Origin of the sequence: Mycolicibacterium arseniciresistens, from assembly GCF_030519285.1 — a bacterium.
In the GTDB taxonomy this organism is placed as follows: Bacteria; Actinomycetota; Actinomycetes; order Mycobacteriales; family Mycobacteriaceae; genus Mycobacterium; species Mycobacterium arseniciresistens.
In genome coordinates, this window is sequence record NZ_JAUMSQ010000044.1 from 1 (window position 1) to 22,217 (window position 22,217).

Below are 22,217 nucleotides of genomic sequence, written 5' to 3' on the forward strand. Positions count from 1 at the left end.
CGGCCCGGCCGGTGCGGCCGCGGCGCCGAGGACACCGGCGACTGCGGGAACATCACGCCGCCGGGCCGGTCGAGGTTGCCGGTGAGGATGTTGATCACGTCGACGAGCCAGCTGGCGAGAGTGCCGAATTCGACGGTCGAGGTGCCGAGGCGGCCGTACACGGCGGCGCTCGGCGCGGCGGCGATGTCGCGGGCCAGCGCACGGATCTCGTCGGCGGCCACACCGCAGTGCGCGGCGACGGCCTCCGGTGCGAAGTCGGCGGCCAGCGCACGGACCTGGTCGACGCCGGCGCCGCGGCCGGCGGGTTCGGGCGTGGCCAGCTGCTCGTCGAACAGCACGTGCACCACGGCCATCAGCAGCGCGGCGTCGGTGCCCGGCCGCGGGGCGAGGTGGCGGTCGGCGAGTTCGGCGGTGCGGGTGCGCGCCGGGTCGATGACGGTCAGCGTTCCGCCGCGCTTGCGCAGCGCCTTCAGCTTGCCGCCGAAATCGGCTGCGGTGGTGACACTTCCGTTGGAGACCAACGGGTTCGCGCCGATGATCACCAGGTGGTCGGTGCGGTCGAGATCGGGCACCGGGAAGGCGATCGGATTGCCGAACAGGTGGCCGACCGAGACGTGCTTGGGCATCTGGTCGAGCGTGCTCGCCGAGTACACCTGCCGGGTGCCGAGCGCCTTGACGAGCAGCGGGACGTAGAGCGCGCCCGCGATGCTGTGCGCGCTCGGGTTGCCGAAGTACACCGCGACCGACGGGCCGCCGTGCTCACGCAGCACCGCTCCCAGCCGGTCGGCGACAACCGCGAACGCCTCGGCCCAGGTGGTCTCCACCAGTTCGCCGTCGCGTCGCACCAGCGGTGCGGTGAGCCGGTCGGGGTCGTTGTCGAGTTCGGGGAAGCCGGCGCCCTTCGGGCACAGGTAGCCGGCGCTGAACACGTCGGCGCGGTCGCCGCGGGCGGCGGTGACGGCGCCGTCGTCGACGGTCAGTGTCAGTCCACAGGTGGCCTCGCACAGCGGGCAGATCCGGAGCGCGGTGCCGGTCATCGTCTACCCCTCGTAGACCTTCGGGTCCAGCGTGCCGATGTAGGGCAGGTCGCGGTACCGCTCGGCGTAATCGAGGCCGTAGCCGACAACGAACTCGTTCGGGATGTCGAAGCCGACGTAGGCCATCTCGACATCGGCGCGCACGGCGTCGGGCTTGCGCAGCAGCGTGCACACGTTGAGGGACCGCGGCCTGCGCTGGGCCAGGTTGCGCAGCAGCCACGACAGCGTCAGCCCGGAGTCGACGATGTCCTCGACGATCAGCACGTCACGGTCGTTGATGTCGCGGTCGAGGTCCTTGAGGATGCGGACCACGCCCGACGACGACGTCGACGAGCCGTAGGAGCTGACGGCCATGAATTCCAGCTGGGTGGGCAGCGGGATCGACCGGGCCAGGTCGGTGACGAACATGACCGCGCCCTTGAGCACCGTCACCAGCAGGAGGTCCTGCCCGTCGGGGCCGATGTGGTCGCGGTACTTCTCGGCGATCAGCGCGCCGAGTTCGGCCGTGCGCTCCTGGATCTGCTGTTCGGACAGCAGCACCGACTTGATGTCCCCGGGATACAACTCGGCTGATTGCGCAGACACGTCCACAGCGTGCCATGCCCGCGCGCGTCCGACCACCACGAGGGCGTGGAAAACCGAGACGGTTTCGCGTTCCGGCCGCTGATCTTGGGATCGGTAGCCGGGCGGGTGGGGTCAGCTATGTCCACGACGCCACACGGTGTGGCGCAGAGAGAATAGGACGCGCATGACCACTCACAAGATGGGCACCCGACTCCTCGCAGGCGCCGTGCTCGCGGGCGGACTCGCCCTCACCGGCGTGGCGCTGACTCCCGGCATCGCCCAAGCCAAGTGCAACTCGCTCAGCATGTGCAGCCGGGTCTGGTGCCCCGGACAGCCGCTGCCCGTCGGCGGCTGGGGCATGGCACCCGACGTCAAGTGGGACATGAACGTCTGCCACACCTATTTCGAGGGTTTCGCCGGTCGCACCGGGGCGACCAACGGGCAGGTCCAGGTGGGATGGCGAATCCTGGAGGGTGAGCCGTCGGGCGTCGGCCCCCTCGACTTCTTACAGCGCTAACGACCGATCGGTTCGGCACTCAGGATCAGCGCACCGTTGTGACGCCCCGCGACCAGCCGTTGCGCCGGTAGCGAGGATCCGACCGCGACGCCGCCCTGTCCGCGCCAGCCGGTGACCAGGGCGTCGACGCCACGGATCTGTCTGTCGGTGAGCCCACGGGCGCCGCCGGCCAGCAGCCACAGCCGGATCACCCGGCGTCTGATCGCCTCCGGGAGGGCGGCCAGTCCGTCGGTGCTCAGTCCGTCGCCGGTGACCACCGCATCGAGGCCGTCGCGGGCCAGGTCGTCCAGCGCGTCGTTGTCCTCGCGGAGCGCGGTGGCGGTGCGGGCCAGCGCTTCGGCGACGCCGCCGGACAGGACGTCCTCCAGCAGCGGCAGCACCTCGGCGCGCAGACGGCTGCGGGTGAAGCGCGGATCGGTGTTGTGCGGGTCGTGCCACGGGGTGAGCCCCAGTTCGGCGCACGCCGCCACGGTGGTGGCCCGGCGGACCGAGAGCAGCGGGCGATACCACGGTGGGTCATACGGCCTTATCCCGGCGATCGAACGGGCACCGGAGCCTCTGCCGAGACCGAGCAGCACCGTCTCGGCCTGGTCGTCGAGGGTGTGACCGAGCAGCACCGGCGCCGCGTCACGAGCCGTCTCCAGCGCTGCGTAGCGAGCTGACCGTGCCGCCGCCTCCGGCCCGCCCGCGGAGCCGATGTCGACGCGAAGCACCTGTGCGTCAACGCATCCCAGGCGCAGCGCCTGTTCACCGGCGGTGTCGGCGATCCGCGCGGAATCGGGTTGCAGGCCGTGGTCGACGATCAGTGCCGTGGTCGGCTTCAGCGGGGCGGCCGCCGCCGTCAGCGCCAGCGAGTCGGGACCGCCCGACAGTGCGACGCACCACCGCTCGTCGCCGGCGCCGTACGTGGCCGCGAAGGCCGCGACCGCCGCCCGCAAGGCGGCTACAGCACCCGTTCGATCCATCGTTGTGGTTCGTCGATCTCGGCGGGCAGCGGCAGCGTGTCGGGTCCGGACCAGACGGTGTTGAAGCGCGTCATCCCGACGCGGCCGACGACGTGGTCGACGAACGCCTTGCCGCGGGTGTACTGGCTCATCTTGGCGTCCACGCCGAGCAGCGCCCGCACCACTCGCTGCAGCGGCGGCTGTTTGCGCGTGCGCCGTTCGTCGAACCGGCGTCTGATGGTGGCCACCGACGGCACCACCTTCGGCCCGACGGCGTCCATCACGTGGTCGGCGTGTCCTTCGAGCAGCGTGCCGAGCACCAGCAGCCGGTCCATCGCCTCGCGCTGCGGCTCGCCCTGCATCGCGCGCATCAGGCCGATCACCCCGGTGGAGTTCGGATCCTGCTCGGCGTCGGCCCCGTTGCGCCTGGTCCGGACGAACTCGGCGAGCCTGCCGACCACCTCGGTGACGTCCTCGCCGGCGTCCTGGGTGAGCACCGCCAGGGACTGCGACATGTGGTCGGCCAGCCACGGGTTGGCCCGGAACTGCACCCGGTGGGTGACCTCGTGCAGACACACCCACAACCGGAAATCGGCGGGCGACACCCGGAGTTGCCGCTCGACGGCGATCACGTTGGGCCACACCAGCAGCAGCTCGCCACCCCCGGTCGCAAACGGGTCGTACTGACCCAGGATCCCGGAGGAGATGAACGCCAGCACCGCCCCGGTCTGCGCGCCCGTCAGGTGTCCGGAGACGAATCCGCGTGGTGCGTCGCCGCCGCCGGTCATCACCCGCATGGAGCCGGTGGCCGCGCGGACCCACTGCGCGCGGTCGACGATGCGGGCCTCGGTGACGGCCTGCCCCTCGTTCAGTCCGGTCACCTCCCGCACCGGCAGTTCGGCCTCGCGGGCCGCGGCGGCCAGCTGGTCGACGGCCTGGCGGCGGGTGTAGTCGGTGGTGACCGGGCCGGGCCGGGCGAGCTTCGCGCCGACGGTCGCCGCGAACTGCCAGTCGACGGCGCGGCCGACGGTGAGTTCGGCGCCGCTCATCTCGTGCACCCGCAGGTGCGCAGGGTCGCCGCGAACGCGTCGAGCGCGGTGCGGCCGGTGGGGCCTGCGTTGTTGGACATCAGCGCGAACGTCAGCACGCGGCCGCTGGCGTCGGTGATGATGCCGGCCAGTGAGTTGGTCCCGGTGAGCGAGCCCGTCTTGGCGCGCAGCCAGCCCGCGGCGGCGCGGCCCTCGACGGTGTCGAGGTAGCGGTTGGACAGGGTGCCGCTGCCGCCGGCGATCGGCAGCAGGTCGACCAGCGGCCGCAGCTTCGGCTGGTCGTCCCCGGTCGCGACGGCGACGACGTCGTCGAGGGTCAGCGCGGTGAGCCGGTCGTCGACGGACAGCCCGCTGGAGTCCTCGAGCACGGCGCGCCGGGTGTCGACACCTGCCTCCTCCAGCTGGTCCAGGACGGCCCGCGCCGCGCCGTCGAAGCTCTGCGGCTCGTCGACCTGGGCGGCGACCTCGCGCCCGATGGCCTCGGCCATCACGTTGTCCGACGCGTTCATCATCGTGCGCAGCCTCTCCATGAGCGGCGGGGACTGCACGGCGGCGATCTGCTTGCCGCCGGTGTAGGACGTCGGCCGCACGCTCACCATGGCCGGGTCGATGTCGAGCGCGGTCGCCAGGGCCCGGCCTGCGTCCAGCGCCGGTGTGGTGGACCGCCGCGACTCGTCGCTGACCGGCTGGGTGCGCCCGGCGTCGAGCATCACCGGCGCCATCGGCGCGATGTCGCCGCCGGGGATGTCGAGCGGGTCCCAGCCGACGGCCATGTCGGGCCCGCTGTACGCGCTGACGTCGACCTGGACGGCGGTGACGTTGATGCCGCTGCGGCGCACCTGATCGGCGAGGTCGCTGATCCGGGCGGCGTCCTTGTACCAGGTGTCGGTGTCCTCGGGCGCCGCCGAGAGGGTGGGGTCGCCGCCGCCCTTGAGCACCACCAGCCCCCGGTCGCGCTGCTGGTCGCCCGCGACCACGGTGGTGGTCAGGCGCGCCTCGCGGTCCAGGGTCAGCAGCGCGGCGGCCGCGGTCAGCGTCTTGTTCGTCGAGGCGGGCTGCATCGGGATGTCGGCGCCCCTGGCCCACACCTCGTCGCCGGTGAGAGCGTCGGTGATGCGGCCGGTGAAGTTCCCGAGGTCCGGGTTGGCCAGCGCGCGGGCCAGTGCGGCGGCCATCCCGCGTGCCGTGGGCCGGGGTGCGTCGTCGGCGACCGGCTTGATCGCCGGGTCGGCGGTGACGGGGGTGGGCAGCGGTTTGGCGGCCTGGGCCTCACCGCCGCGGCCCGCGGTGAGCACGCCGGCCACGGCGACGACGGCGGCGACCAGCAACAGCACCGCCGCGCCGATCACCACATGGGTGGAGCGCTTCCACCGCGCGGGCCGCATCACGTCCGTGGTTCCTGCCTTCGCCACTACTCGCCCCGGTGAGCTCACCGGCAGGCACCCCCCCGGGCACCTCATCAACGAGGGTATCCGCTCCATTAGGGTTGTCCCGCGTCGTCGTCACGACGCCCCGCATCGCAAACGACGTGAGAAGGAGCCGGGCCGTGGAGTTCGAGGTCGTCATCGAGATCCCCAAGGGATCGCGCAACAAGTACGAGGTCGACCACGAGACCGGGAAGGTCAAGCTCGACCGCTACCTCTACACCGCGTTCGGCTACCCCACCGACTACGGATTCATCGAGGACACCCTCGGCGAGGACGGCGACCCGCTCGACGCGCTGGTGCTGCTGCCCGAGTCGCTGTTCCCCGGCGCGGCGCTGGACGCGCGGCCGGTCGCCATGTTCCAGATGACCGACGAGGCAGGCGGCGACGACAAGGTGCTGTGCGTGCCCGCGGGCGATCCGCGCTGGGAGCACATCCGCGACCTCGGCGACATCGACGACTTCGAGCTCAAGGCGATCGAGCACTTCTTCGTGCACTACAAGGACCTGGAGCCGGGCAAGTTCGTGAAGGCCTCCAACTGGGTGGGCCGCGAGGAGGCCGAGGCCGAGGTACAGCGTTCGGTGGAGCGCTTCAAGGCCCAGGGCCACTGATCCCGCCGTCGCGGAATTTGCCTGCGCGTAACGCGGCGTAACGCCACCGTCCCATCGCCGCTGGACCATGGGGCACATGCTGATGCACCAGGGCATCGGACTCGACGCCTACAACGCGATGCCGCAGCGCCGGGCGGTGCACGCGGTCTACGAGTGCTGCGGCAGCGTGTCGCTGGCCGCCGACCTGGCGCGCGACCGGCCCTACCGCAACCACGACGCACTGTTCCGGCAGGCCGACGCGCTGCTGTTCGCGATGGCCGAGGTGTCGATCGACTCGATCCTGCAGGCGTATCCGAGCATCGGCCGGCGGCCGCGCAGCGCCCGTTCACAGTGTGAGCAGTGCGCGGTGTGGGACGACCGGCCCGAGGTGATGGCGCAACTGGACGCGCACGCGCGCAGCTACGAGCAGCAGTTCGGCTTCGGCTTCGTGATGTACGTCAACGGCTTCGGCGCGGCGGACGTGCTGGCCGCGATGGTCGACCGGCTGCACAACGACGTCGACACCGAGCGCAAGGTGGTGCGCAACGAGCTCGCCCGCATCAACCGCAGCCGCCTGGAACGCATGCTGGGACCCGAAGGCGGCTACCACAACTGGTAGGCCACTGCCCTAGTCTCGGTGCGTGAGCACCCCGTCCGGCCCCGTGTCGCGGTCACACTTCCTTTCGCTGCCCGATCTCGCCGTGCGCTCGGCGGGAGGCGCGGTGGTGTGGGCCAACGACGATCTGTTCGCCGAGAAGGAGAACCTGATCACCCCGGGTCCGGCGACCTACCGGCCCGCCACGTTCGGCCACAAGGGGCAGGTCTACGACGGGTGGGAGACCCGCAGGCGGCGCGACGCCGGCCCGGAGGCGCACGACGCGGCGATCGTGCGGCTCGGGGTGCCCGGGATCGTGCGCGGTGTGGTGGTCGACACGGCATGCTTCACCGGCAACTACCCGCCGGAGGTCTCGGTCGAGGCGGCGTTCGTCTACGGCCATCCGTCGGTGTCCGAGCTCGTCGACAACACCCACTGGACCACGATCGTGGAACGCACCGGCGTCGACGGCGACACCCGGAACCTGTTCCCGGTCGCCACATCCCGGCGGTGGACCCACGTGCGGCTGACCATCTATCCCGACGGCGGGGTGGCGCGGCTGCGGGTGCACGGCGAGGGACTGCTCGACCCGCAGTACGCGGAGTTGCCGCTGGACCTCGCCGCGCTGGAGAACGGCGGCCGGATCACCGCGTGTTCCAACATGTTCTACAGCTCGCCGAACAACCTGCTGCTACCGGGCACCGCCCGGCACATGGGCGACGGCTGGGAGACCTCGCGCCGCCGCGACGCAGGCAACGACTGGGTTGAGGTCCAGCTCGGCGGCCACGGGGTGCTCGACTTCGCCGAACTCGACACGTCCTACTTCCTCGGCAACGCGCCGGGGGCCGCGACGCTGCGTGGCCGCGACGATCCCGACGGCGAGTGGTTCGAACTGCTGCCGCGCACCGAGTTGCAGCCCGACACCCGGCACCGCTTCGTCATCGGCGACGACCGGCCGGTCACCCAGGCCCGGCTGGACATCTTCCCCGACGGCGGGATGGCCCGGCTGCGGCTGTTCGGCCGCCTCACCGAGCAGGGCCTGCGGCGGGTCGCCGAGAAGTGGAGCCTGTCCGGCTGACGGGGTTCGACGCGAGATAGCAGTGACGGCTGCGATTCTCACGAATCAACGACCACCGCTGCGCTTTCGCCGGCCGAGCCTCAGCGGGTGACGAGGTTGTGCAGCGGCTCGCCGCGGTGCAGCCTGCCGATGTTGGCGGCGATGTCGTCGGCCCGGCCGGTGAAGGTGTCGCGGGTGACGCCCGAGGAGTGCGGCGTCATCAGCACGTTCGGCAGGTCGGCGAACGGCAGCGCGCTGGGAGCGCCGTAACCCGTGGCATCGGGGTACCGGTACCAGACGTCGACGGCCGCCGCGGCGATGGCCTGAGACGAAAGCGCCTCGTAAAGATCATTTTCGACGACGAGCGGCCCGCGCCCGACGTTGATGAGCACCCCGTGCGGCCCGAGCGCGGCGAGTTCGGCGGCGCCGATCATGCCCACGGTCTGTTCGGTCAGCGGGGCCGAGACGACGACCACGTCGGACTCGGCCATCAGGTCGGTGAGCCGGTCGGTGCCCGCCGCCCATCGCAACCCCTCGGCGGCCGCGTCGAGAGTGCCGCGGCCGGTGACGGCGGCACCGTCGGCGCCGAACGCGCGGAACAGCTCCCAGCTGCGGCGGCCGATGTGACCGAAGCCGACGAAGCCGACCCGTGCGCCCCGCAGCGAGGAGGGCTGGGCGATCGAGCGGTCGTACACCGAGGTCGCCCACCGGCCGGTGCGCAGCGCCCGGTCCTGCTCGAGGAAATGCCGCCGCAGCATCACCGACGCGGCGACGACGAACTCGGCCATCGACTGCTCGTGGTGGAAGGTGTTGGCCACCAGCGTGTCCGGCGACAGCGCGTCGAAGTCGATCTTGTCGGTGCCCGCCCCGGCGGCGTGCACCAGCCGCAGTTTCGGGGCGGCGGCGGCCAGCTGCGCGCTGAACCGGCCGCCGACGAAGACGTCGGCATCGCCCAGCTCGTCGGCGACCGCACCGTCGGGCCAGCACACGCTGACACCGTCGGGCAGTGCGGCTTCGAACCGGTCGCGGTGCGGGGCGAGGTTGGTGTCGCCGACGACGACCTTCATCCGCGCGTCATCGGTCGAGCGCCGGGCGCTTGCTGTCGAAGGTCCAGCCCGGGACGAGGAACTGCATGGCCGCCGCGTCGTCGCGGGCGCCGAGGCCTTCGCTCAGGTACAGCTCGTGAGCCGCGGCCACGGCGTCGTGGTCGATGTCGACGCCGAGCCCCGGGCGGTCCGGCACGGTGAGGTAGCCGTCGGCGATCGTGAACGGCGCCTTGGTGATCCGCTGGCCGTCCTGCCAGATCCAGTGCGTGTCGATCGCGGTGATCTCGCCGGGCGCGGCGGCAGCGACGTGGGTGAACATCGCCAGCGACACGTCGAAGTGGTTGTTGGAGTGCGACCCCCACGTCAGGCCCCAGGCGTCGCACAGCTGCGCGACGCGCACCGAGCCGTTCATGGTCCAGAAGTGCGGGTCGGCCAGCGGGATGTCCACGGCGCCGGTGCGGATCGCATGCCCCATCTCGCGCCAGTCGGTGGCGATCATGTTGGTGGCGGTGGGCAGACCGGTGGCGCGTTTGAACTCCGCCATCACCTCGCGGCCGGAGAACGTGCCCTCGGGTCCGACGGGGTCCTCGGCGTAGGCCAGCACGTCGGTCAGTTCGCGGCAGGTGCGGATGGCGTCGGCGAGCAGCCAGCCGCCGTTGGGGTCGAGGGTGATTCGCGCGTCGGGGAACCGGTCGGCGAGGGCGATCACGGCCTTGGCCTCATCCGGTGCGGGCAGCACGCCGCCCTTGAGCTTGAAGTCGCGGAAGCCGTAGCGCTCGCGGGCGGCCTCGGCCAGGCGGACCACCGCCTCGGGCGTCAGCGCCTCGTCGTGGCGGATGCGCAGCCACTCGTCGGCGCCGGCGTCCTCGTCGGCGGAAGACCGGTAGGCGAGGTCGGTGCGGGTGCGGTCCCCCACGAAGAACAGGTAGCCGAGCGCCTGCACCCGGTCGCGCTGCTGCCCGTCGCCGAGCAGCGCCGCCACCGGCACGTCGAGGTACTGGCCGAGCAGGTCGAGCAGCGCCGACTCGACCGCGGTGACCGCGTGCACGGTGACACGCAGGTCGAACGTCTGCGCGCCGCGGCCGCCGCTGTCCCGGTCGGCGAACCGGGTCCGGATCGCGGCGAGTGTCGCGTGGTAGGCGCCCAGCGCCGAGCCGACCACCAGCGGGGCGGCGTCTTCGAGCGTGCGGCGGATCTGCTCGCCGCCGGGCACCTCACCGACACCGGTGTTGCCGTCGGAGTCGGTGAGCAGCACCAGGTTCCGGGTGAAGAACGGCCCGTGCGCGCCGCTGAGGTTCAGCAGCATGCTGTCGTGTCCGGCGATGGGCACGACCTTCATCTCACTGACGACGGGAGTACGGGTCTGCGCGCTCATGATGTCCTCACCCTAGAATCGCCGTTCTATGCGTGTCCAACACCAATGGGGCATGGACCAATACCGGCATCGAATCAGTCTTGACGCTCATCCTGCGAACCATCGATCGCCGTTGACCAGCGGCCGGACCACCCGGGACACCTTGTCGCAGACCATCCGCAGCGCGTCGACGATCTCGCGTTCCCGCTCGCCGGTGAGACGCTCCAGCGGGACCGACGCGCTGATGGCGTCCTGGGCGGGCGTGACGTAGCGCAGCGGCACCGCGAAACACCGAACGCCCGGGGTGTTCTCCTCGTACTCGGTGGCGTAGCCGCGCACCCGCGCCTCCTCCAGCGACGCGTCGAGGACCGCCCGGTCGGTGATGGTGTGCGGGGTCAGCGGCGACAGCGACGCCGGGATGTGGGCGTCGCGCTCGGCGCCGAACCGCTCGGCCAGCAGCGCCTTGCCGAGCGCACACGTGTAGGCCGGCAGCCTCCTGCCGACCTTGTTCGACGTCCGTACGTACTGGCGGGATTCGCGGGTCGCGAGGTACACGACGTCACCGCCGTCGAGCCTGCCGATGTGGAAGGTCTCGTCGAGGTCGCTGCGCAGGTCGTCGAGGAACGGCGCGATCACGGGCAGGTACGGGTCGGCGTCGAGGTAGCTGGTGCCGACGAGCAGCGCGCGGACGCCGATGCCGTACTGGCTGCCGGTCGGGTCCGACCGCACCCAGCCCTGCGCCACCAGCGTGCGCAGCAGGGCGTGGGCGCTGCTGCGCGGCATGTCCAGCGCTCCGCAGATGTCGCGGATGCGGGCCGGCCGGTCCGGGCGGGCGGCCAGGTATTCGAGCAGTTCGACGGTGCGCACCGCGGACTTCACCCTGCGGTCGGCCGCCGGCTCGGCAGGCTCGCCCATGACGCCCTCCTTCATCCCGTGATCTGACGGACGATCAGCACGACGGCGCCCACCGCGGAGACGGATATCGCCAGCCAGCGCTGCCGCTGCCGGTCGAGCACCCGGTTCATCAGCCGGGACAGCAGGTAGCCGATCACCACCGCGGGGCTCAGCAGCAGGAAGGACACCACCGAATGCCGGTCGATCTCCCCGCCGATGGCGAGCACCACGAGGGAGAGCACCGAGCCGACCAGGAAGAAGCCGCTCATCGTGCCGCGCAGCCTGGCGCCGGTCACCTTCTGCCAGACCAGGGCCATCGGAGGGCCGCCGATGGCGGTGGCGGTGCCGAGCACGCCGGACGCCGCGCCGGCGAGCACCAGGTTGCGCCGGTGTGGCACCGGCGCCCATCCGACACTGGTCAGCAGCACACCGCCGAGGACCACGCCCGCGAGCACCAGCGCGAGCGCCTTGTCCGGCAACATCACCAGCAGCAGCGCCCCGGCGACCGTTCCCGGGACCCGGCCGGCCAGCGCCCAGCCGGTGCCCTGCAGATCGATCTGCTGGTGCTCGCGCGCCACCACCAGGATGGTGACGAGGGTGGCGAGCATGATCAGCGTCCCGGGGATCAGGCTCGGATCGACGAGCGCCACGAACGGCGCGGCCAGCATCCCCATGCCGAAGCCGATCGACCCCTGCATGCAGGAGGCCAACAGGATCGCCGCGGCGATCACGCAGTACGCGGCGACACTCACGCCGACATCGTCGCCAACCCGCTCTGTTCGGACTGCAGCGGGTGGTGGCACAGCGCGGTGTGGCCGTCGGCCCCCGGGTCGGCGGCGACCGGCGGCGTCTGCTCCGCGCAGATGTCGGTGGCGCGCCAGCACCTGGTGCGGAACCGGCAGCCCGACGGCGGGTTCAGTGGCGAGGGCACCTCACCGCTGAGCAGGATCCGCTCGCCGCGCTGCGCGGCGTCGAGCTTCGGCGCCGCGGACATCAGCGCGGCGGTGTACGGATGGCTGGGCCGTTCGAAGACCGCCTCGGTGGGCCCGTTCTCGACGATGCGGCCGAGGTACATCACCGCGACCCGGTCCGCCACGTGCCGCACCACCGACAGGTCGTGGCTGATGAACACGTAGGAGATGCCGAGCTGATCCTGCAGATCGTTGAGCAGGTTGAGCACCTGCGCCTGCACCGACAGGTCGAGCGCGGACACCGGTTCGTCGCAGATGATCACGTCCGGGTCGAGTGCGAGCGCCCTGGCGATGCCGATGCGCTGGCGCTGCCCGCCGGAGAACTCCTGCGGGAACTTGCCCGCGGCCTTGGCGCCCAGCCCGACGAGGTCGAGGAGGCCGCGCACCCGCATGTCGCGGTCCTTGCGGTTCGGGTACAGCGACTTGTGGGTGCGCCACGGCTCGGCGATGATGTCGCCCGCCGACATGCGGGAGTTCAAGGACGCGTAGGGATCCTGGAACACCATCTGCACGCGGCGGCGGAACTTCAGCAGGTCCTTGCCGCGCAGCCCGAACGGGTCGACGCCGTCGAACGTCACGGTGCCCGAGTCGGGGCGCTCGAGCATCATCAGCGTGCGCGCGAGAGTCGATTTGCCGCAACCGGATTCGCCGACCAGGCCGAGCGTCTCACCGCGAGCGAGGTCGAGGTCGATCCCGTCCAGCGCGGTCAGCCGGTTCTTGCCGCCGCCGGGCACGCGGAAGGACTTGCGCAGATCGCGGACGGTCAGCAGCTGGCCGTCCGTTGCGGTGTCAGGCATTTCGGACCTCCTCCGGGAAGTGGCAGGCCACCTTGCGGCCGGCGGCGCCGGCAAGCGCTCCTGGGACGGCGGTGGCTTCGAGTGCCGGGCGGGTGGTGGCGCAGACGTCGCGGGCGATCGGGCAGCGCGCCTGATACACGCAGCCCTCGGGGATGGAGTGCAGGTCCGGGGGCGACCCGCCGATCGACTTGAGCGCCTCGCCGCGGACCGCGTTGACGGGCACCGAGTCGAGCAGCCCCTTGGTGTAGGGGTGCCGCGGGTCGGCGAACACCTCGGCGACGGGCCCGGTCTCGACGATGTTGCCGGCGTACATCACCGCCACCCGGTCGGCCTCCTCGGCCACCAGCGCGAGGTCGTGGGTGATCAGGACGACCGCCATGTGGAACTCGGCGCGCAAATCACGCAGCAGCGCCATGATCTGCGCCTGCACGGTGACGTCCAGGGCGGTGGTGGGCTCGTCGGCGATCAGCACGGTCGGGTTGAGCGCCACGGCCATCGCGATCAGCAGCCGCTGCCGCATGCCGCCGGAGAACTGGTGCGGGTAGGAGTTCAGCCGCGACTCCGGCTGCGGGATGCCGACCCGCGCCATCAGCTCCACCGCCTTGCGCCTGGCGTCCTTGGCGCTCATGCCCTCGTGGATGCGGAACGGTTCCGACAGCTGGGTGCCCACGGTGTAGAGCGGGTTCAGCGCGGTCAGTGCGTCCTGGAAGACGATCGCCAGCTCCGTGCCCGCCAGCCTGCGCCGCGTCTTTCGGTCGACGGCCAGCAGGTCGTCGTCGCCGAGACGGGCGGAGCCGGCCACCACCTCGGCGACGGGTTCGAGCAGGCCGACGAGCGCGGTGGCGGTCATCGACTTTCCGCAGCCGGATTCACCCAGCAGCGCCAGCGTCTCGCCGCGGTGGGCGGAGAACGTCACGTCGTCGACGGCGCGGACCGTGCCGGTGATGGTGCGGATGTCGACGGTGAGGCCGTCGACCTCGAGCGCCGGGTCGGCGTCGACCTTGTCGAGCGGCGGATGGTCTGCGACAGCGGTCATGAGAGTGCCTTTGCACGCTTGGTGAAGCCGGACAGTTTCTTCTGCGGGACGGTGAGCCGCCACCGCTGGGCGGGATCGGTGGCGATGCGCGCCCAGGCGGCGAGGATGGTGGCCGACACCGTGGTGATGACGATGGCGAGGCCGGGGAAGAACGACAGCCACCACGCGGTGTGCAGGTAGGTGCGGCCCTGCGACACCATCAGACCCCAGCTGATGTCGGGCGGCTGGATGCCGATACCGAGGAAGCTCAGCGAGCTCTCGGCGAGCATCACGTAGCAGAAGTCGAGCGTCGCGACCGTCAGCAGCGTCGGCAGCACGATGGGCAGCACGTGGCGCCAGATGATGGAGTGCGCGCTGGCACCGAATGTCCTTGCGGCGTCGACGAAGAGCCGGCTCTGCAGCTCGGCCGACTCGGCGCGGGCGGTGCGCAGGTAGACGGGGATGCGGGTGATCGCCAGCACCAGAACGATGTTCGCGGCGCTCGGGGAGAACACGTAGAGCACCACGACGGCGAGCAGCAGCGACGGGAAGCTCATGATGACGTCGGCGACGCGCATGGCGATGGTCTCCCGCCAGCCGCGGTGGTAGCCGGCCCACATGCCGACGGCCGAGCCGATCACCGCCGAGATCACCACCGCGGGGATCGCCACCGAGAGCGTGGTCTGGCTGGCGACGATGAGGCGGGCCAGCATGCTGCGGCCCAGCGGGTCGGTGCCGAGGATGTTCGCCCAGCCGTGGGACAGGGTGAACGGCGCCTGGTTTGAGTTGTCCAGGTCGATGTCGGTGGCGAGGTCGCCGACGAGCATCGGCCCGAACGCGGCGGTGAGGAACACCAGGCCGAGCACGCAGGCCGCGACTGCGGCGACGCGGTCGTTGACCAGCAGCCGGAACCATGCGGACCGGTTTCGGCCCTTCGACAGGTCGGTGTCGGCCTCGCCGACGATCGCGGTGGTCGGTTTGACCGGCACCATATCGATCTGAGTCATGGTGAGCTCCTTAGACCTTCGCGGGTTCGCGGACGCGGGCGTCGAGCAGGGCGTAGCAGGCGTCGATGATGATGTTGAGCAGGAAAATGCTCACGGCGGTCAGCAGCACGGCGGCCTGCAGCACCGCGAAGTCCCGTTGCAGGATCGCGTCGATCATCAGCTTGCCGATACCGGGCCAACCGAAGATCGCCTCCACCACGACGGCACCGTTGATGAGGCCGACGGCCAGGTCGCCGGCCACGGTCAGCGCGGGGGCGGCGGCGTTGCGCAGCGCGTGGTGGGTGACGACGCGGAAGTCGCTTGCGCCCTTGCTGCGGGCCAGCCGGATGTAGGGCGCCGACAGTGCGGACACCATGGCGCCGCGCACCACCTGGGTGAGCACGCCGAGCGGGCGGATCATCAGCGTGGCGATCGGAAGGATCCACGACAGCATCCCCGCGTCGGTGCCCGAGGTGGGCAGCACGCCGAGCAGCACCGCGAACAGCCACACGCCGGTGATCGCGAACCAGAAGTCCGGGATGCTGGCGGCGGTCATGGACAGCAGACTGGAGAACCGGTCGGCCAGCGAGTTGGGCCGGTAGGCCGCCCAGCAGCCGATGACGACGGCGCCGACCATCGCCAGCAGCATGGTGACCAGGGCGAGCTGCAGGGTGGCGGGAAAGGCCCGCAGCGCCATCTCCGCGGCGGGTTCACCGGTGCGCAGCGAGGACCCGAAGTCGAGATGCAGGACGCCGGTGAAGTAGTCGCCGAGCTGGGTGAGCCAGGGCTTGTCGAAGCCGTTGGCGGCGGCGAACTCCGCGCGCTGTTCGGGTGTCGCCGACTCGGGCAGGTACAGGTTGGTGGGATCGCCGGTGAGCCGGGCCAGCAGGAAGACTCCCAACAGCACGATGATCAGGGGCAGGGCGCTGGTGTACATCCGGCGCCGGACGAAAGGGAACATGATGTCGGCCTTCCTTACTGGGCGTCGGTGCGGTCGGTGGCGCCGTCGCGGGCCGGTGTCATCTCGGCGAGCCGCATCTCGTCGCCGGTGGCGGAGTTGGGGGTGTAGTCCACGCGCGGCGACTTGCCGAGGATGCCGGTCATGTGCGCGATGTACGCGAACTGGGCGACCTCGTCGGGTTCCTCGGCGAACAGTTCGGCGTAGGCGTCCTGGCGCTGCTGGCCGGTGAGCTGGCCCGCCGCGTCGATCTTCTTGTCGAACTCGGGAGTGCCGCAACCGTTCTGGGCGCCGTCGGTGCGCATGTACTGGTCGACGCTGAACGCGGCGTCACCGGCCTGGTTGCCGTGCATGATCAGCGCCACGAACGGGCCGGCGTTCTCCGGGAAGGGCCGCAGCTGGAACTGCAGCTGACCGGCGGTGTCCATCATCTCGATCTTGGCGTTGAGGCCGACGTCGGCGAGCTCGCTCTGGATCACCTCGACGGACTCGACGACCTTGGGGAACTGCGCGGTGCGGCCGATCAGCCGGATCTGGCGGTCCACCGGAACACCGTCGGCCCTGGCCTCGTCGACGAGTTGCTTCGCCTTGTCCGGATCGTGCGGCCACGCGGCCAGTTCGCCGTTGTGGCCGACGACGCCGTCGGGGATCAGCTGTGCGGCAGGTTCGCCCATGTCGCGGAACAGCGCCTTGACGATTCCGCTGCGGTTGACGGTGTAGTTGATCGCCTGCCGCACGCGGATGTCATCGAGCGGGGCGTCGGTACAGGTGATGCGCAGCGCGGTGGTCTCGTTGTTGGGGAACTCCACGCCGAGATCGCCCGCGCCGTCCTCGAGGCCGAGGCCCGTCGCGATGTCGGTCTCGTCGCCGGTGATCATCGCGGCGCGGACGCTGCCCTCGCTGCGCCACTGGTATTCGGCGCGGGCGAACGACGGCTTCTCCGCCCAGTAGGTCTCGTTGCGCTCGAGTACCAGCTTCTGCCCGTAGTCCCAGTTCCCGATGACGTAGGGGCCGGTGCCGATCGGCTCGCGCACCTTCTCGGTCATGCTGGTGGTGCGCGGGACGATCTCCACGAACGACAGCCGCAGCGGGAGAATCGGATCGGGCGTCTCGGTGGTGACCGTCAGCTTCGTGTCGCTCGGGGTGTCCAGTACCAGCTTGTCGTCGCCGAACACGTAGCCGTCGACGTTGCACTGCAGGTCGGAGTTCACCGCGCGGTCGATGGAGAAGGCGGCGTCGGTGGCGGTGAACGGCGCCCCGTCGGAGAACGTCACCCCCGACCGGATGTCGAAGCTCCAGACGTTCGGCGAGTCCTGGCGCCATCCGGTGGCCAGCAGCGGCTCGAGGTCGCCGGTGCCCGGATCGCGTTCGATCAGCGGCTCACTGATGTTGGAGCGGACCACGACGCCGGTGGAAGTCAGCGAGCTCTCACACGGTTCGAGTGTGGGCGGCTCCTGCTGCAGCACGATGCGCAGGGTGTTCGGGTCGTAGCCGCCGTGTCCGCTGTTGGCCACGGTGCAGCCGGCGGCTGTCACACAGGTCGCCGCGGCGGCGGCGGTGAGGGCCAGCACGCGGCGCGCCCGCCGCGTGGTCGGGGTTGTGGACCTCATGAATCCTCCGAATGTGGCGTCCACGTATGTGGATGACTTGTGTGATCGCAACCACACGCTAGGGACGGGTGGAATGCGGGTCAACCGGCGTGAACGGCCCGGAGCGGCGTGGAAGTGACGCGCGGCACACGGCGCCGCGGCAGGTTAGGTAACGGTAATTGTGGGTCTGAGCTGCGGGATCATGGCATCGGCGGCGTCGGCGATGCGCCGCCGGTTACGCCAGCCGTCGATCCATGCAGGTTCCGTATAAACCCATGCCAATTCCGAGTTGGACGGGTATCCGCGGCCCGGCCTACGGTGACAACAGCCCCGACAGAGGAGAACCGTGCCCAGCACCGACGACACCGCCACCCGCCGTGATCCTTCCCGCCGCCCGGGCGTGCTGCAGGTGGGCCCGCTGAAGCCCTCTCTCGCCGAGACACTTCGCACCGAGTACGACGCCCGCGCGCTGCCCGAGGACGCGGGCGAACGTGAGCGGTTCCTCGGCGCCGAGGCGGCAGACATCACCGTCGTGGTGACCTCGGGCCGCACCGGTGTGGACGCCGCACTGATGGCGGCGTTGCCACGCCTCGGCGCGGTGATCAACTTCGGCGTCGGCTACGACACCACCGACGTCGACGCCGCGGCCGAACGCGGTGTGCAGGTGAGCAATACGCCCGACGTGCTGACCGACTGCGTCGCCGACACGGCCGTCGGTTTGATGATCGACACGCTGCGCCGCTTCTCGGCCGCCGACCGCTACCTGCGCGACGGCCGCTGGCCCGTCGACGGCAACTACCCGCTCACCCGGCAGGTCAGCAACACCCGGGTGGGCATCCTCGGCATGGGCCGCATCGGCGGCGCGATCGCCAAGCGGCTCAGCGCATTCGGCTGCACCATCTCCTACCACAACCGCAACCGGGTCGAGGGCTCGCCGTACACCTACGCCGCGTCGCCCGTCGAACTCGCCGGCGCCGTCGACGTGCTGGTGGTGGCGGCGGCCGGCGGTTCGGGCACCCGGCAGCTGGTCGGCCGCGACGTGCTCGACGCTCTGGGCGCCGACGGCTACCTCGTCAACATCGCCCGTGGCAGCGTCGTCGACGAGGAGGCACTGGTCGAGGCCCTCACCCAGGGCCGCCTGGCCGGTGCCGGCCTCGACGTGTTCACCGACGAGCCCCATGTGCCCGAGGCGCTCATCGCCCTCGAGAACGTGGTGCTGCTGCCGCACGTGGGAAGCGGCACCGTCGAGACGCGGGCCGCCATGGAGGCGCTGACGCTGCGCAACCTCGAGGCGTTCCTCGCCGACGGCACGCTCGTCACGCCGGTGCCGATGCCGGTGCCCGCCGCGGGCTGACTACGTTCCCCCCGCGGGCACCCAGTTGCCGTGGAACCCCGCCGGCACCCGGTGCGGCAGCTTCACCCTGGCGACGTCCTCGAGGGTCTGCGCGTCCAGGATCGCCAGCTCGCTGCGGTCGGTCACCCGGTCGTAGAGGTACCCCATCAACACGCCGTCGTCCTCGTCGGCGTCCGCTGACGTCGGCTCGAACACGAACTCCCCTAAAGACTTTCCCTCACCGAACGTCCGCACCCGGCTGTCGCCGCCGATCAGGTCGTGCTTGAACAGCGTGCCCTCGGGCGCGGTGGCGTCGCCGACGGCGGGCGCATAGCCGTAGCGGTGCCGCTTGCCCACCAGCCGTTCGTCGATCCGCGGGAACTCCTGCGCGCGGTCGTCGATCCGGGACTCGCGCACCTTGCCGTCGGCGAGGTCGACAGTCCAGCGGTCGAGCGTGGGCGGTCCCTCGTTCGGCCCGAGATGGTCGGTGTCGAACATCTTCGGGTGGCGCACCACGTCGAGCACGATCGTGTCACCGTCCTCGTAGGCGTTCATCGGGTGGAACACGTAGCACGGCTCGACGTCGAACCACCGCACGTCAGCGCTGTCGCCGTCGCGCGGCATCACCCCGACCCGTGCGGGATAGCGCGGGTTCCACGAGTACGGGAAGCGCCGGTCGGCGCCCATCGCCCCGACCTGCCGGGCGGCGATCGGATCGGGGATGCGGACGCGGCCGATCAGCGCGGACAACAGGAGCCGGGCGGGCAACCGCAGTCCGCGTGGCACCGTCATCTCCGCGGCCTGGCGGTTGTCGAACGTCACCGGCAGGTCGTAGAACACCACGTACCGCTCGGTGAGTGAGAAGTCGTGCATCATCGGGCTGCCGTTCACCTCGACGTGGACGGTGCGGCGGGCCCGGCCGTCGACGCCGATCACCGAGTACCGCACGGTGTTCCCGCGATGCATGCTGTAGGTGACGGCGTGCAGTTCGCCGGTGTCGGGATCGCGCTTGGGATGCGCCGCGTACCCGCCGCGCAGAGTGCCGTCGAAGTCGCAGACGCCGACGGTGTCGAGTTCCTCGGTGAGTTCGTAGTTCGCGACGCCACCCTCGATCAGGGCGAGCGTCCTGCCGGCGTGCCCGATCACGTTGGTGTTCGCCCCGATCTCCGAGACGCCGGGGTTTCCGGTCGGCGGGGTGTCACCGAGCATCCGGGCCGCATGCGGCCCGCGCACCCACCTGTTGCGGTACCACTCGGCCTTGCCGTCGCGCAGCCGGAGGCCGTGCACCATGCCGTCTCCGATGAACCAGTGGTAGAGCGCCGGGTCGATCTCCCCGATCGGGTTCGGCCCGTTGCGCAGGTACCGCCCGTCGAGATGGCCGGGGATCGTGCCCTGCACCTCAAGGTCGGTCAGCGTGTATTCCTCGTCGATCGGTGCGAGAGCGCCCTCGAGATAGCGGTTCCCCATGTTCATGCCCCTATAACAGTGTTATTTCGTGGTCCGCCTATGTATAACACCGTTATGAGACGATGGCAATGATGAACGCCGACCCGAAACGCCAGATGGTCGAGGCAGGGATCCTGATCCTCGAGCGCGACGGCCTGCCCGCCCTGAGCGCCCGCCGCGTCGCGACCGAGACCGGCACGTCGACCATGGCGGTGTACACGCACTTCGAGGGCATGCCCGGGCTGATCGAGGCCATCGCGGCCGAGACGTTCGCCCGCTTCACCCGGGCGCTCACCGACATCGCGCAGACCGACGACCCGGTGGCCGACTTCTTCGTGATGGGCCTGCGGTACCGGGAGTTCGCGCTCGCGCACCCGCAGCGCTACCAGATGATGTTCGGCACCTCGGCGCAGTCACTGAACCGCCATCACGCCGACCTCACCGTCACCGGGAACTCCAGCAGCAAGCCGGATTTCGCGGTGTCGTTCGAGGCGCTGCTGACCGTGGTGCGCCGGATGATCGCGGCGGGCCGGATCCGCGACGACGGCGTTTCGGTGATCGCGGGGCGGCTGTGGAGTATCACCCACGGCACGGTGCTGCTGGAGATGGCCGGCTTCTTCGGCCACGAGGACCACGGTCTCACCCAGATCCTCGCCCCGCTCACCGTCGACGCGCTCGTCGGCCTCGGTGACGACCGCGAGCGCCTGGACCGGTCGATGGTCGCGGCGATCGAGGCGATCTACTAGTACCGCCGAAACCGGGCGGCCGAGTCGGTAGCGTCGACAGTGGTCGGGCACGTGACGGGAGGCAACCATGAAGCGCTGCATCGCCGGAGGATCGGCCGCCCTGCTGATGGCCGCAACGCTGCTCACCGCCGCTCCCCCGGCCGCCGCCGGTTGCCTGTACGGCGGACCCGTCCTGAGCAAGTGCGACGGACCCGTGCAGCCCGACGGCACCTGGCAGCGCTGCGTGGCGGTCGCCCAGTGGGTTCCCAGCGGCCTCAGTTCCCACCTGGTGCCCGTCAAGCACTGCAATCCGATGGGTCCCGGTCAGCCCGCCCGCGACCTCAACTTCGCCGATCCGCCTGCGCGCATCGCGCCCTGAGTTGTCCCCGGCTACGCCGTCGACCAGGTCTCCAGCAGGTCATCGGTGGTCCATTCGCGTTGCGGCAGGACATCTTTGAGCAGCCGCAGCAGCGCGGGATTGGAGCTGTCGCCACGCCACACCGCGTCGAGCTCCACGGGTCGCTCCCGGAACGCGCCGATCGACCGGAACACCACGCCCTCAGGATGCAGTGTCGCCGCCGACGCGGGCACCAGCGCGATCCCGATTCCCGAACGCACCAGCACCAGCATCGTGTGCACCTGCGTCACGTACTGCACGTACCGCGGCGTCGCGCCCGCGATGGTGAACGTGCTGATCAGCAGCTCGTTGAAGTACCGAGCCTGCACCGGCGAGTACATCACCACGTCCTGGCCGTCGAGGTCGTTGAGGGTGAGCTGGCGGCCCAGGCCGACGAGGTCGTGGCCGCTGGGCAGCGCGGCGACCAGCTGCTCGTGCAGCAGCGGCCGCGACACCAGGCCGGGCCGTTTCAGCGGCGGCCGCGCCATGCCCAGGTCGAGCTCGCCGGTCATCAAGCCCTCGACCTGTGCGGCGGTGACCATCTCCCGCAGGTCGAGCTTCACGTCCGGCAGTCGCTCCCTGGTGCGGTCCAGCAGCCGGGGCAGCACCGCGTGCGCCGACGCGGCGGTGAAGCCGACCACGACGGTGCCGAGATCGCCTGCGGGGATGCGCTTCACGGTCTGCGCGGCGCCCTCGGCCAGCTGAAGGATGCGGCGGGCGTCGGGCAGGAACGCGACACCCGCGGGGGTCAGGGTCACCGACCGCGTGGTGCGGTCGATGAGGTGGACGCCGAGCTCGCTCTCCAGCTGCTGGATCTGCCTGCTCAGCGGCGGCTGGGTCATGTGCAGCCGTTCCGCGGCACGGCCGAAGTGCAGTTCCTCGGCCACCGCGATGAAGCACGACAACCGCGCGAGCGAGAACACCGATGC

23 protein-coding genes are annotated in these 22,217 nt (G+C 70.7%); 7 read left to right on the forward strand and 16 right to left on the reverse strand.

Features of this window, described 5'->3' with window-relative positions; all coding sequences use genetic code 11:
- Both Q2100_RS08945 and hpt read right to left on the reverse strand, forming a co-directional pair.
- The coding region (locus tag Q2100_RS08945) for a molybdopterin-dependent oxidoreductase (RefSeq protein WP_302913738.1) at positions 1 to 1,037 on the reverse strand (1,037 nt) is incomplete at its 3' end.
- Positions 1,038 to 1,040: 3 nt separating this feature from the next.
- Positions 1,041 to 1,622 carry a hypoxanthine phosphoribosyltransferase gene (hpt, locus tag Q2100_RS08950; RefSeq protein WP_372503826.1) on the reverse strand — a complete coding sequence of 194 codons (582 nt, stop codon included), beginning with the start codon at positions 1,620 to 1,622 and terminating at the stop codon, positions 1,041 to 1,043.
- A gap of 163 nt (positions 1,623 to 1,785) precedes the next feature.
- Here hpt and Q2100_RS08955 point away from each other — a divergent pair, with 163 nt between their 5' ends.
- Positions 1,786 to 2,118 carry a hypothetical protein gene (locus Q2100_RS08955; RefSeq protein ID WP_302913740.1) on the forward strand — a complete coding sequence of 111 codons (333 nt, stop codon included), beginning with the start codon at positions 1,786 to 1,788 and terminating at the stop codon, positions 2,116 to 2,118.
- On the opposite strand, the gene tilS is transcribed toward Q2100_RS08955, so the two are convergent.
- Genes tilS through dacB form a run of 3 tightly spaced genes read right to left on the reverse strand, consistent with a single transcriptional unit; the run spans position 2,115 to position 5,496 of the window.
- Positions 2,115 to 3,083: a tRNA lysidine(34) synthetase TilS gene (tilS, locus tag Q2100_RS08960; RefSeq protein ID WP_302913741.1), complete on the reverse strand. Its 969-nt coding sequence runs from the start codon at positions 3,081 to 3,083 to the stop codon at positions 2,115 to 2,117. The genes Q2100_RS08955 and tilS overlap by 4 nt on opposite strands.
- Positions 3,062 to 4,111, reverse strand: a complete 1,050-nt coding sequence (locus Q2100_RS08965) for an Rv3626c family coenzyme F420 biosynthesis-associated protein (RefSeq protein WP_302913742.1) — start codon at positions 4,109 to 4,111, stop codon at positions 3,062 to 3,064. Before Q2100_RS08965 ends, tilS begins: the two co-directional genes overlap by 22 nt.
- Entirely contained in the window at positions 4,108 to 5,496 is a 1,389-nt protein-coding gene (dacB, locus tag Q2100_RS08970) for a D-alanyl-D-alanine carboxypeptidase/D-alanyl-D-alanine endopeptidase (RefSeq protein WP_302913765.1), read from the reverse strand. Before dacB ends, Q2100_RS08965 begins: the two co-directional genes overlap by 4 nt.
- 161 nt (positions 5,497 to 5,657) lie before the next feature.
- On the opposite strand from dacB, the gene Q2100_RS08975 reads away from it, so the two are divergent.
- The 3 genes from Q2100_RS08975 to alc all read left to right on the forward strand — a co-directional run bounded on the left by Q2100_RS08975 (position 5,658) and on the right by alc (position 7,798).
- Positions 5,658 to 6,146 carry an inorganic diphosphatase gene (locus tag Q2100_RS08975; RefSeq protein WP_264016181.1) on the forward strand — a complete coding sequence of 163 codons (489 nt, stop codon included), beginning with the start codon at positions 5,658 to 5,660 and terminating at the stop codon, positions 6,144 to 6,146.
- A 76-nt stretch (positions 6,147 to 6,222) separates the two neighbouring features.
- Complete coding sequence (locus Q2100_RS08980) at positions 6,223 to 6,744, forward strand: 2-oxo-4-hydroxy-4-carboxy-5-ureidoimidazoline decarboxylase (protein ID WP_302913743.1); 522 nt, start codon at positions 6,223 to 6,225, stop codon at positions 6,742 to 6,744.
- 22 nt (positions 6,745 to 6,766) lie between these two features.
- Positions 6,767 to 7,798 (forward strand): allantoicase, encoded by a 1,032-nt coding sequence (gene alc / locus Q2100_RS08985; protein ID WP_407667600.1) that lies wholly within the window; start codon positions 6,767 to 6,769, stop codon positions 7,796 to 7,798.
- A gap of 80 nt (positions 7,799 to 7,878) precedes the next feature.
- On the opposite strand, the gene Q2100_RS08990 is transcribed toward alc, so the two are convergent.
- The 9 genes from Q2100_RS08990 to Q2100_RS09030 form a co-directional block, all read right to left on the reverse strand.
- Positions 7,879 to 8,844: a 2-hydroxyacid dehydrogenase gene (locus Q2100_RS08990; protein WP_302913744.1), complete on the reverse strand. Its 966-nt coding sequence runs from the start codon at positions 8,842 to 8,844 to the stop codon at positions 7,879 to 7,881.
- Between the two features lie 7 nt (positions 8,845 to 8,851).
- On the reverse strand, positions 8,852 to 10,198 hold the full coding sequence (gene gudD, locus Q2100_RS08995; protein WP_302913745.1) for a glucarate dehydratase: 1,347 nt from the start codon (positions 10,196 to 10,198) through the stop codon (positions 8,852 to 8,854).
- An 87-nt stretch (positions 10,199 to 10,285) separates the two neighbouring features.
- Entirely contained in the window at positions 10,286 to 11,092 is an 807-nt protein-coding gene (locus Q2100_RS09000) for an IclR family transcriptional regulator (RefSeq protein ID WP_302913746.1), read from the reverse strand.
- 11 nt (positions 11,093 to 11,103) lie between these two features.
- Positions 11,104 to 11,823 (reverse strand): sulfite exporter TauE/SafE family protein, encoded by a 720-nt coding sequence (locus tag Q2100_RS09005; protein ID WP_264016176.1) that lies wholly within the window; start codon positions 11,821 to 11,823, stop codon positions 11,104 to 11,106.
- Positions 11,820 to 12,839 (reverse strand): ABC transporter ATP-binding protein, encoded by a 1,020-nt coding sequence (locus Q2100_RS09010; RefSeq protein WP_302913747.1) that lies wholly within the window; start codon positions 12,837 to 12,839, stop codon positions 11,820 to 11,822. The genes Q2100_RS09005 and Q2100_RS09010 overlap by 4 nt, the downstream gene beginning before the upstream one ends.
- Positions 12,832 to 13,875: an ABC transporter ATP-binding protein gene (locus tag Q2100_RS09015; protein ID WP_302913748.1), complete on the reverse strand. Its 1,044-nt coding sequence runs from the start codon at positions 13,873 to 13,875 to the stop codon at positions 12,832 to 12,834. The genes Q2100_RS09010 and Q2100_RS09015 overlap by 8 nt, the downstream gene beginning before the upstream one ends.
- Positions 13,872 to 14,861, reverse strand: coding sequence for an ABC transporter permease (locus Q2100_RS09020; RefSeq protein WP_264016174.1), 990 nt, complete (start codon positions 14,859 to 14,861; stop codon positions 13,872 to 13,874). Before Q2100_RS09020 ends, Q2100_RS09015 begins: the two co-directional genes overlap by 4 nt.
- A gap of 10 nt (positions 14,862 to 14,871) precedes the next feature.
- Entirely contained in the window at positions 14,872 to 15,801 is a 930-nt protein-coding gene (locus Q2100_RS09025) for an ABC transporter permease (RefSeq protein WP_302913749.1), read from the reverse strand.
- Positions 15,802 to 15,815: 14 nt separating this feature from the next.
- Positions 15,816 to 17,408, reverse strand: coding sequence for an ABC transporter substrate-binding protein (locus tag Q2100_RS09030; RefSeq protein WP_302913750.1), 1,593 nt, complete (start codon positions 17,406 to 17,408; stop codon positions 15,816 to 15,818).
- 325 nt (positions 17,409 to 17,733) lie between these two features.
- Here Q2100_RS09030 and Q2100_RS09035 point away from each other — a divergent pair, with 325 nt between their 5' ends.
- Positions 17,734 to 18,741, forward strand: coding sequence for a 2-hydroxyacid dehydrogenase (locus Q2100_RS09035; RefSeq protein ID WP_302913751.1), 1,008 nt, complete (start codon positions 17,734 to 17,736; stop codon positions 18,739 to 18,741).
- Here the strand turns inward: Q2100_RS09035 and Q2100_RS09040 are convergent, their stop codons facing one another.
- On the reverse strand, positions 18,742 to 20,187 hold the full coding sequence (locus Q2100_RS09040) for a carotenoid oxygenase family protein (RefSeq protein ID WP_302913766.1): 1,446 nt from the start codon (positions 20,185 to 20,187) through the stop codon (positions 18,742 to 18,744).
- Positions 20,188 to 20,249: 62 nt separating this feature from the next.
- On the opposite strand from Q2100_RS09040, the gene Q2100_RS09045 reads away from it, so the two are divergent.
- Positions 20,250 to 20,912, forward strand: a complete 663-nt coding sequence (locus Q2100_RS09045; RefSeq protein WP_302913752.1) for a TetR/AcrR family transcriptional regulator — start codon at positions 20,250 to 20,252, stop codon at positions 20,910 to 20,912.
- 67 nt (positions 20,913 to 20,979) lie between these two features.
- The gene (locus Q2100_RS09050; protein ID WP_302913753.1) at positions 20,980 to 21,270 is read left to right on the forward strand and encodes a CDGP domain-containing protein; all 291 of its coding nucleotides are present in this window, start codon (positions 20,980 to 20,982) and stop codon (positions 21,268 to 21,270) included.
- An 11-nt stretch (positions 21,271 to 21,281) separates the two neighbouring features.
- Here Q2100_RS09050 and Q2100_RS09055 read toward each other — a convergent pair whose 3' ends face one another.
- Positions 21,282 to 22,211 carry a LysR family transcriptional regulator gene (locus Q2100_RS09055; protein WP_264016168.1) on the reverse strand — a complete coding sequence of 310 codons (930 nt, stop codon included), beginning with the start codon at positions 22,209 to 22,211 and terminating at the stop codon, positions 21,282 to 21,284.
- Positions 22,212 to 22,217 lie beyond the last annotated feature (6 nt).

Bases quoted from the DNA above. Each gene is read 5' to 3' on its own strand.
- Q2100_RS09040 (WP_302913766.1), bottom strand. From the start codon at position 20,187: ATGGGGAACCGCTATCTCGAGGGCGCTCTCGCACCGATCGACGAGGAA.
- dacB (WP_302913765.1), bottom strand. From the start codon at position 5,496: ATGCGGCCCGCGCGGTGGAAGCGCTCCACCCATGTGGTGATCGGCGCG.
- gudD (WP_302913745.1), bottom strand. From the start codon at position 10,198: ATGAGCGCGCAGACCCGTACTCCCGTCGTCAGTGAGATGAAGGTCGTG.
- Q2100_RS08990 (WP_302913744.1), bottom strand. From the start codon at position 8,844: ATGAAGGTCGTCGTCGGCGACACCAACCTCGCCCCGCACCGCGACCGG.
- Q2100_RS09015 (WP_302913748.1), bottom strand. From the start codon at position 13,875: ATGACCGCTGTCGCAGACCATCCGCCGCTCGACAAGGTCGACGCCGAC.
- Q2100_RS08955 (WP_302913740.1), top strand. From the start codon at position 1,786: ATGACCACTCACAAGATGGGCACCCGACTCCTCGCAGGCGCCGTGCTC.
- Q2100_RS09030 (WP_302913750.1), bottom strand. From the start codon at position 17,408: ATGAGGTCCACAACCCCGACCACGCGGCGGGCGCGCCGCGTGCTGGCC.
- Q2100_RS09010 (WP_302913747.1), bottom strand. From the start codon at position 12,839: ATGCCTGACACCGCAACGGACGGCCAGCTGCTGACCGTCCGCGATCTG.
- Q2100_RS08965 (WP_302913742.1), bottom strand. From the start codon at position 4,111: ATGAGCGGCGCCGAACTCACCGTCGGCCGCGCCGTCGACTGGCAGTTC.
- tilS (WP_302913741.1), bottom strand. From the start codon at position 3,083: ATGGATCGAACGGGTGCTGTAGCCGCCTTGCGGGCGGCGGTCGCGGCC.
- Q2100_RS08980 (WP_302913743.1), top strand. From the start codon at position 6,223: ATGCTGATGCACCAGGGCATCGGACTCGACGCCTACAACGCGATGCCG.
- Q2100_RS09045 (WP_302913752.1), top strand. From the start codon at position 20,250: ATGGCAATGATGAACGCCGACCCGAAACGCCAGATGGTCGAGGCAGGG.
- Q2100_RS09020 (WP_264016174.1), bottom strand. From the start codon at position 14,861: ATGACTCAGATCGATATGGTGCCGGTCAAACCGACCACCGCGATCGTC.
- Q2100_RS09025 (WP_302913749.1), bottom strand. From the start codon at position 15,801: ATGTTCCCTTTCGTCCGGCGCCGGATGTACACCAGCGCCCTGCCCCTG.
- Q2100_RS09050 (WP_302913753.1), top strand. From the start codon at position 20,980: ATGAAGCGCTGCATCGCCGGAGGATCGGCCGCCCTGCTGATGGCCGCA.
- Q2100_RS09000 (WP_302913746.1), bottom strand. From the start codon at position 11,092: ATGGGCGAGCCTGCCGAGCCGGCGGCCGACCGCAGGGTGAAGTCCGCG.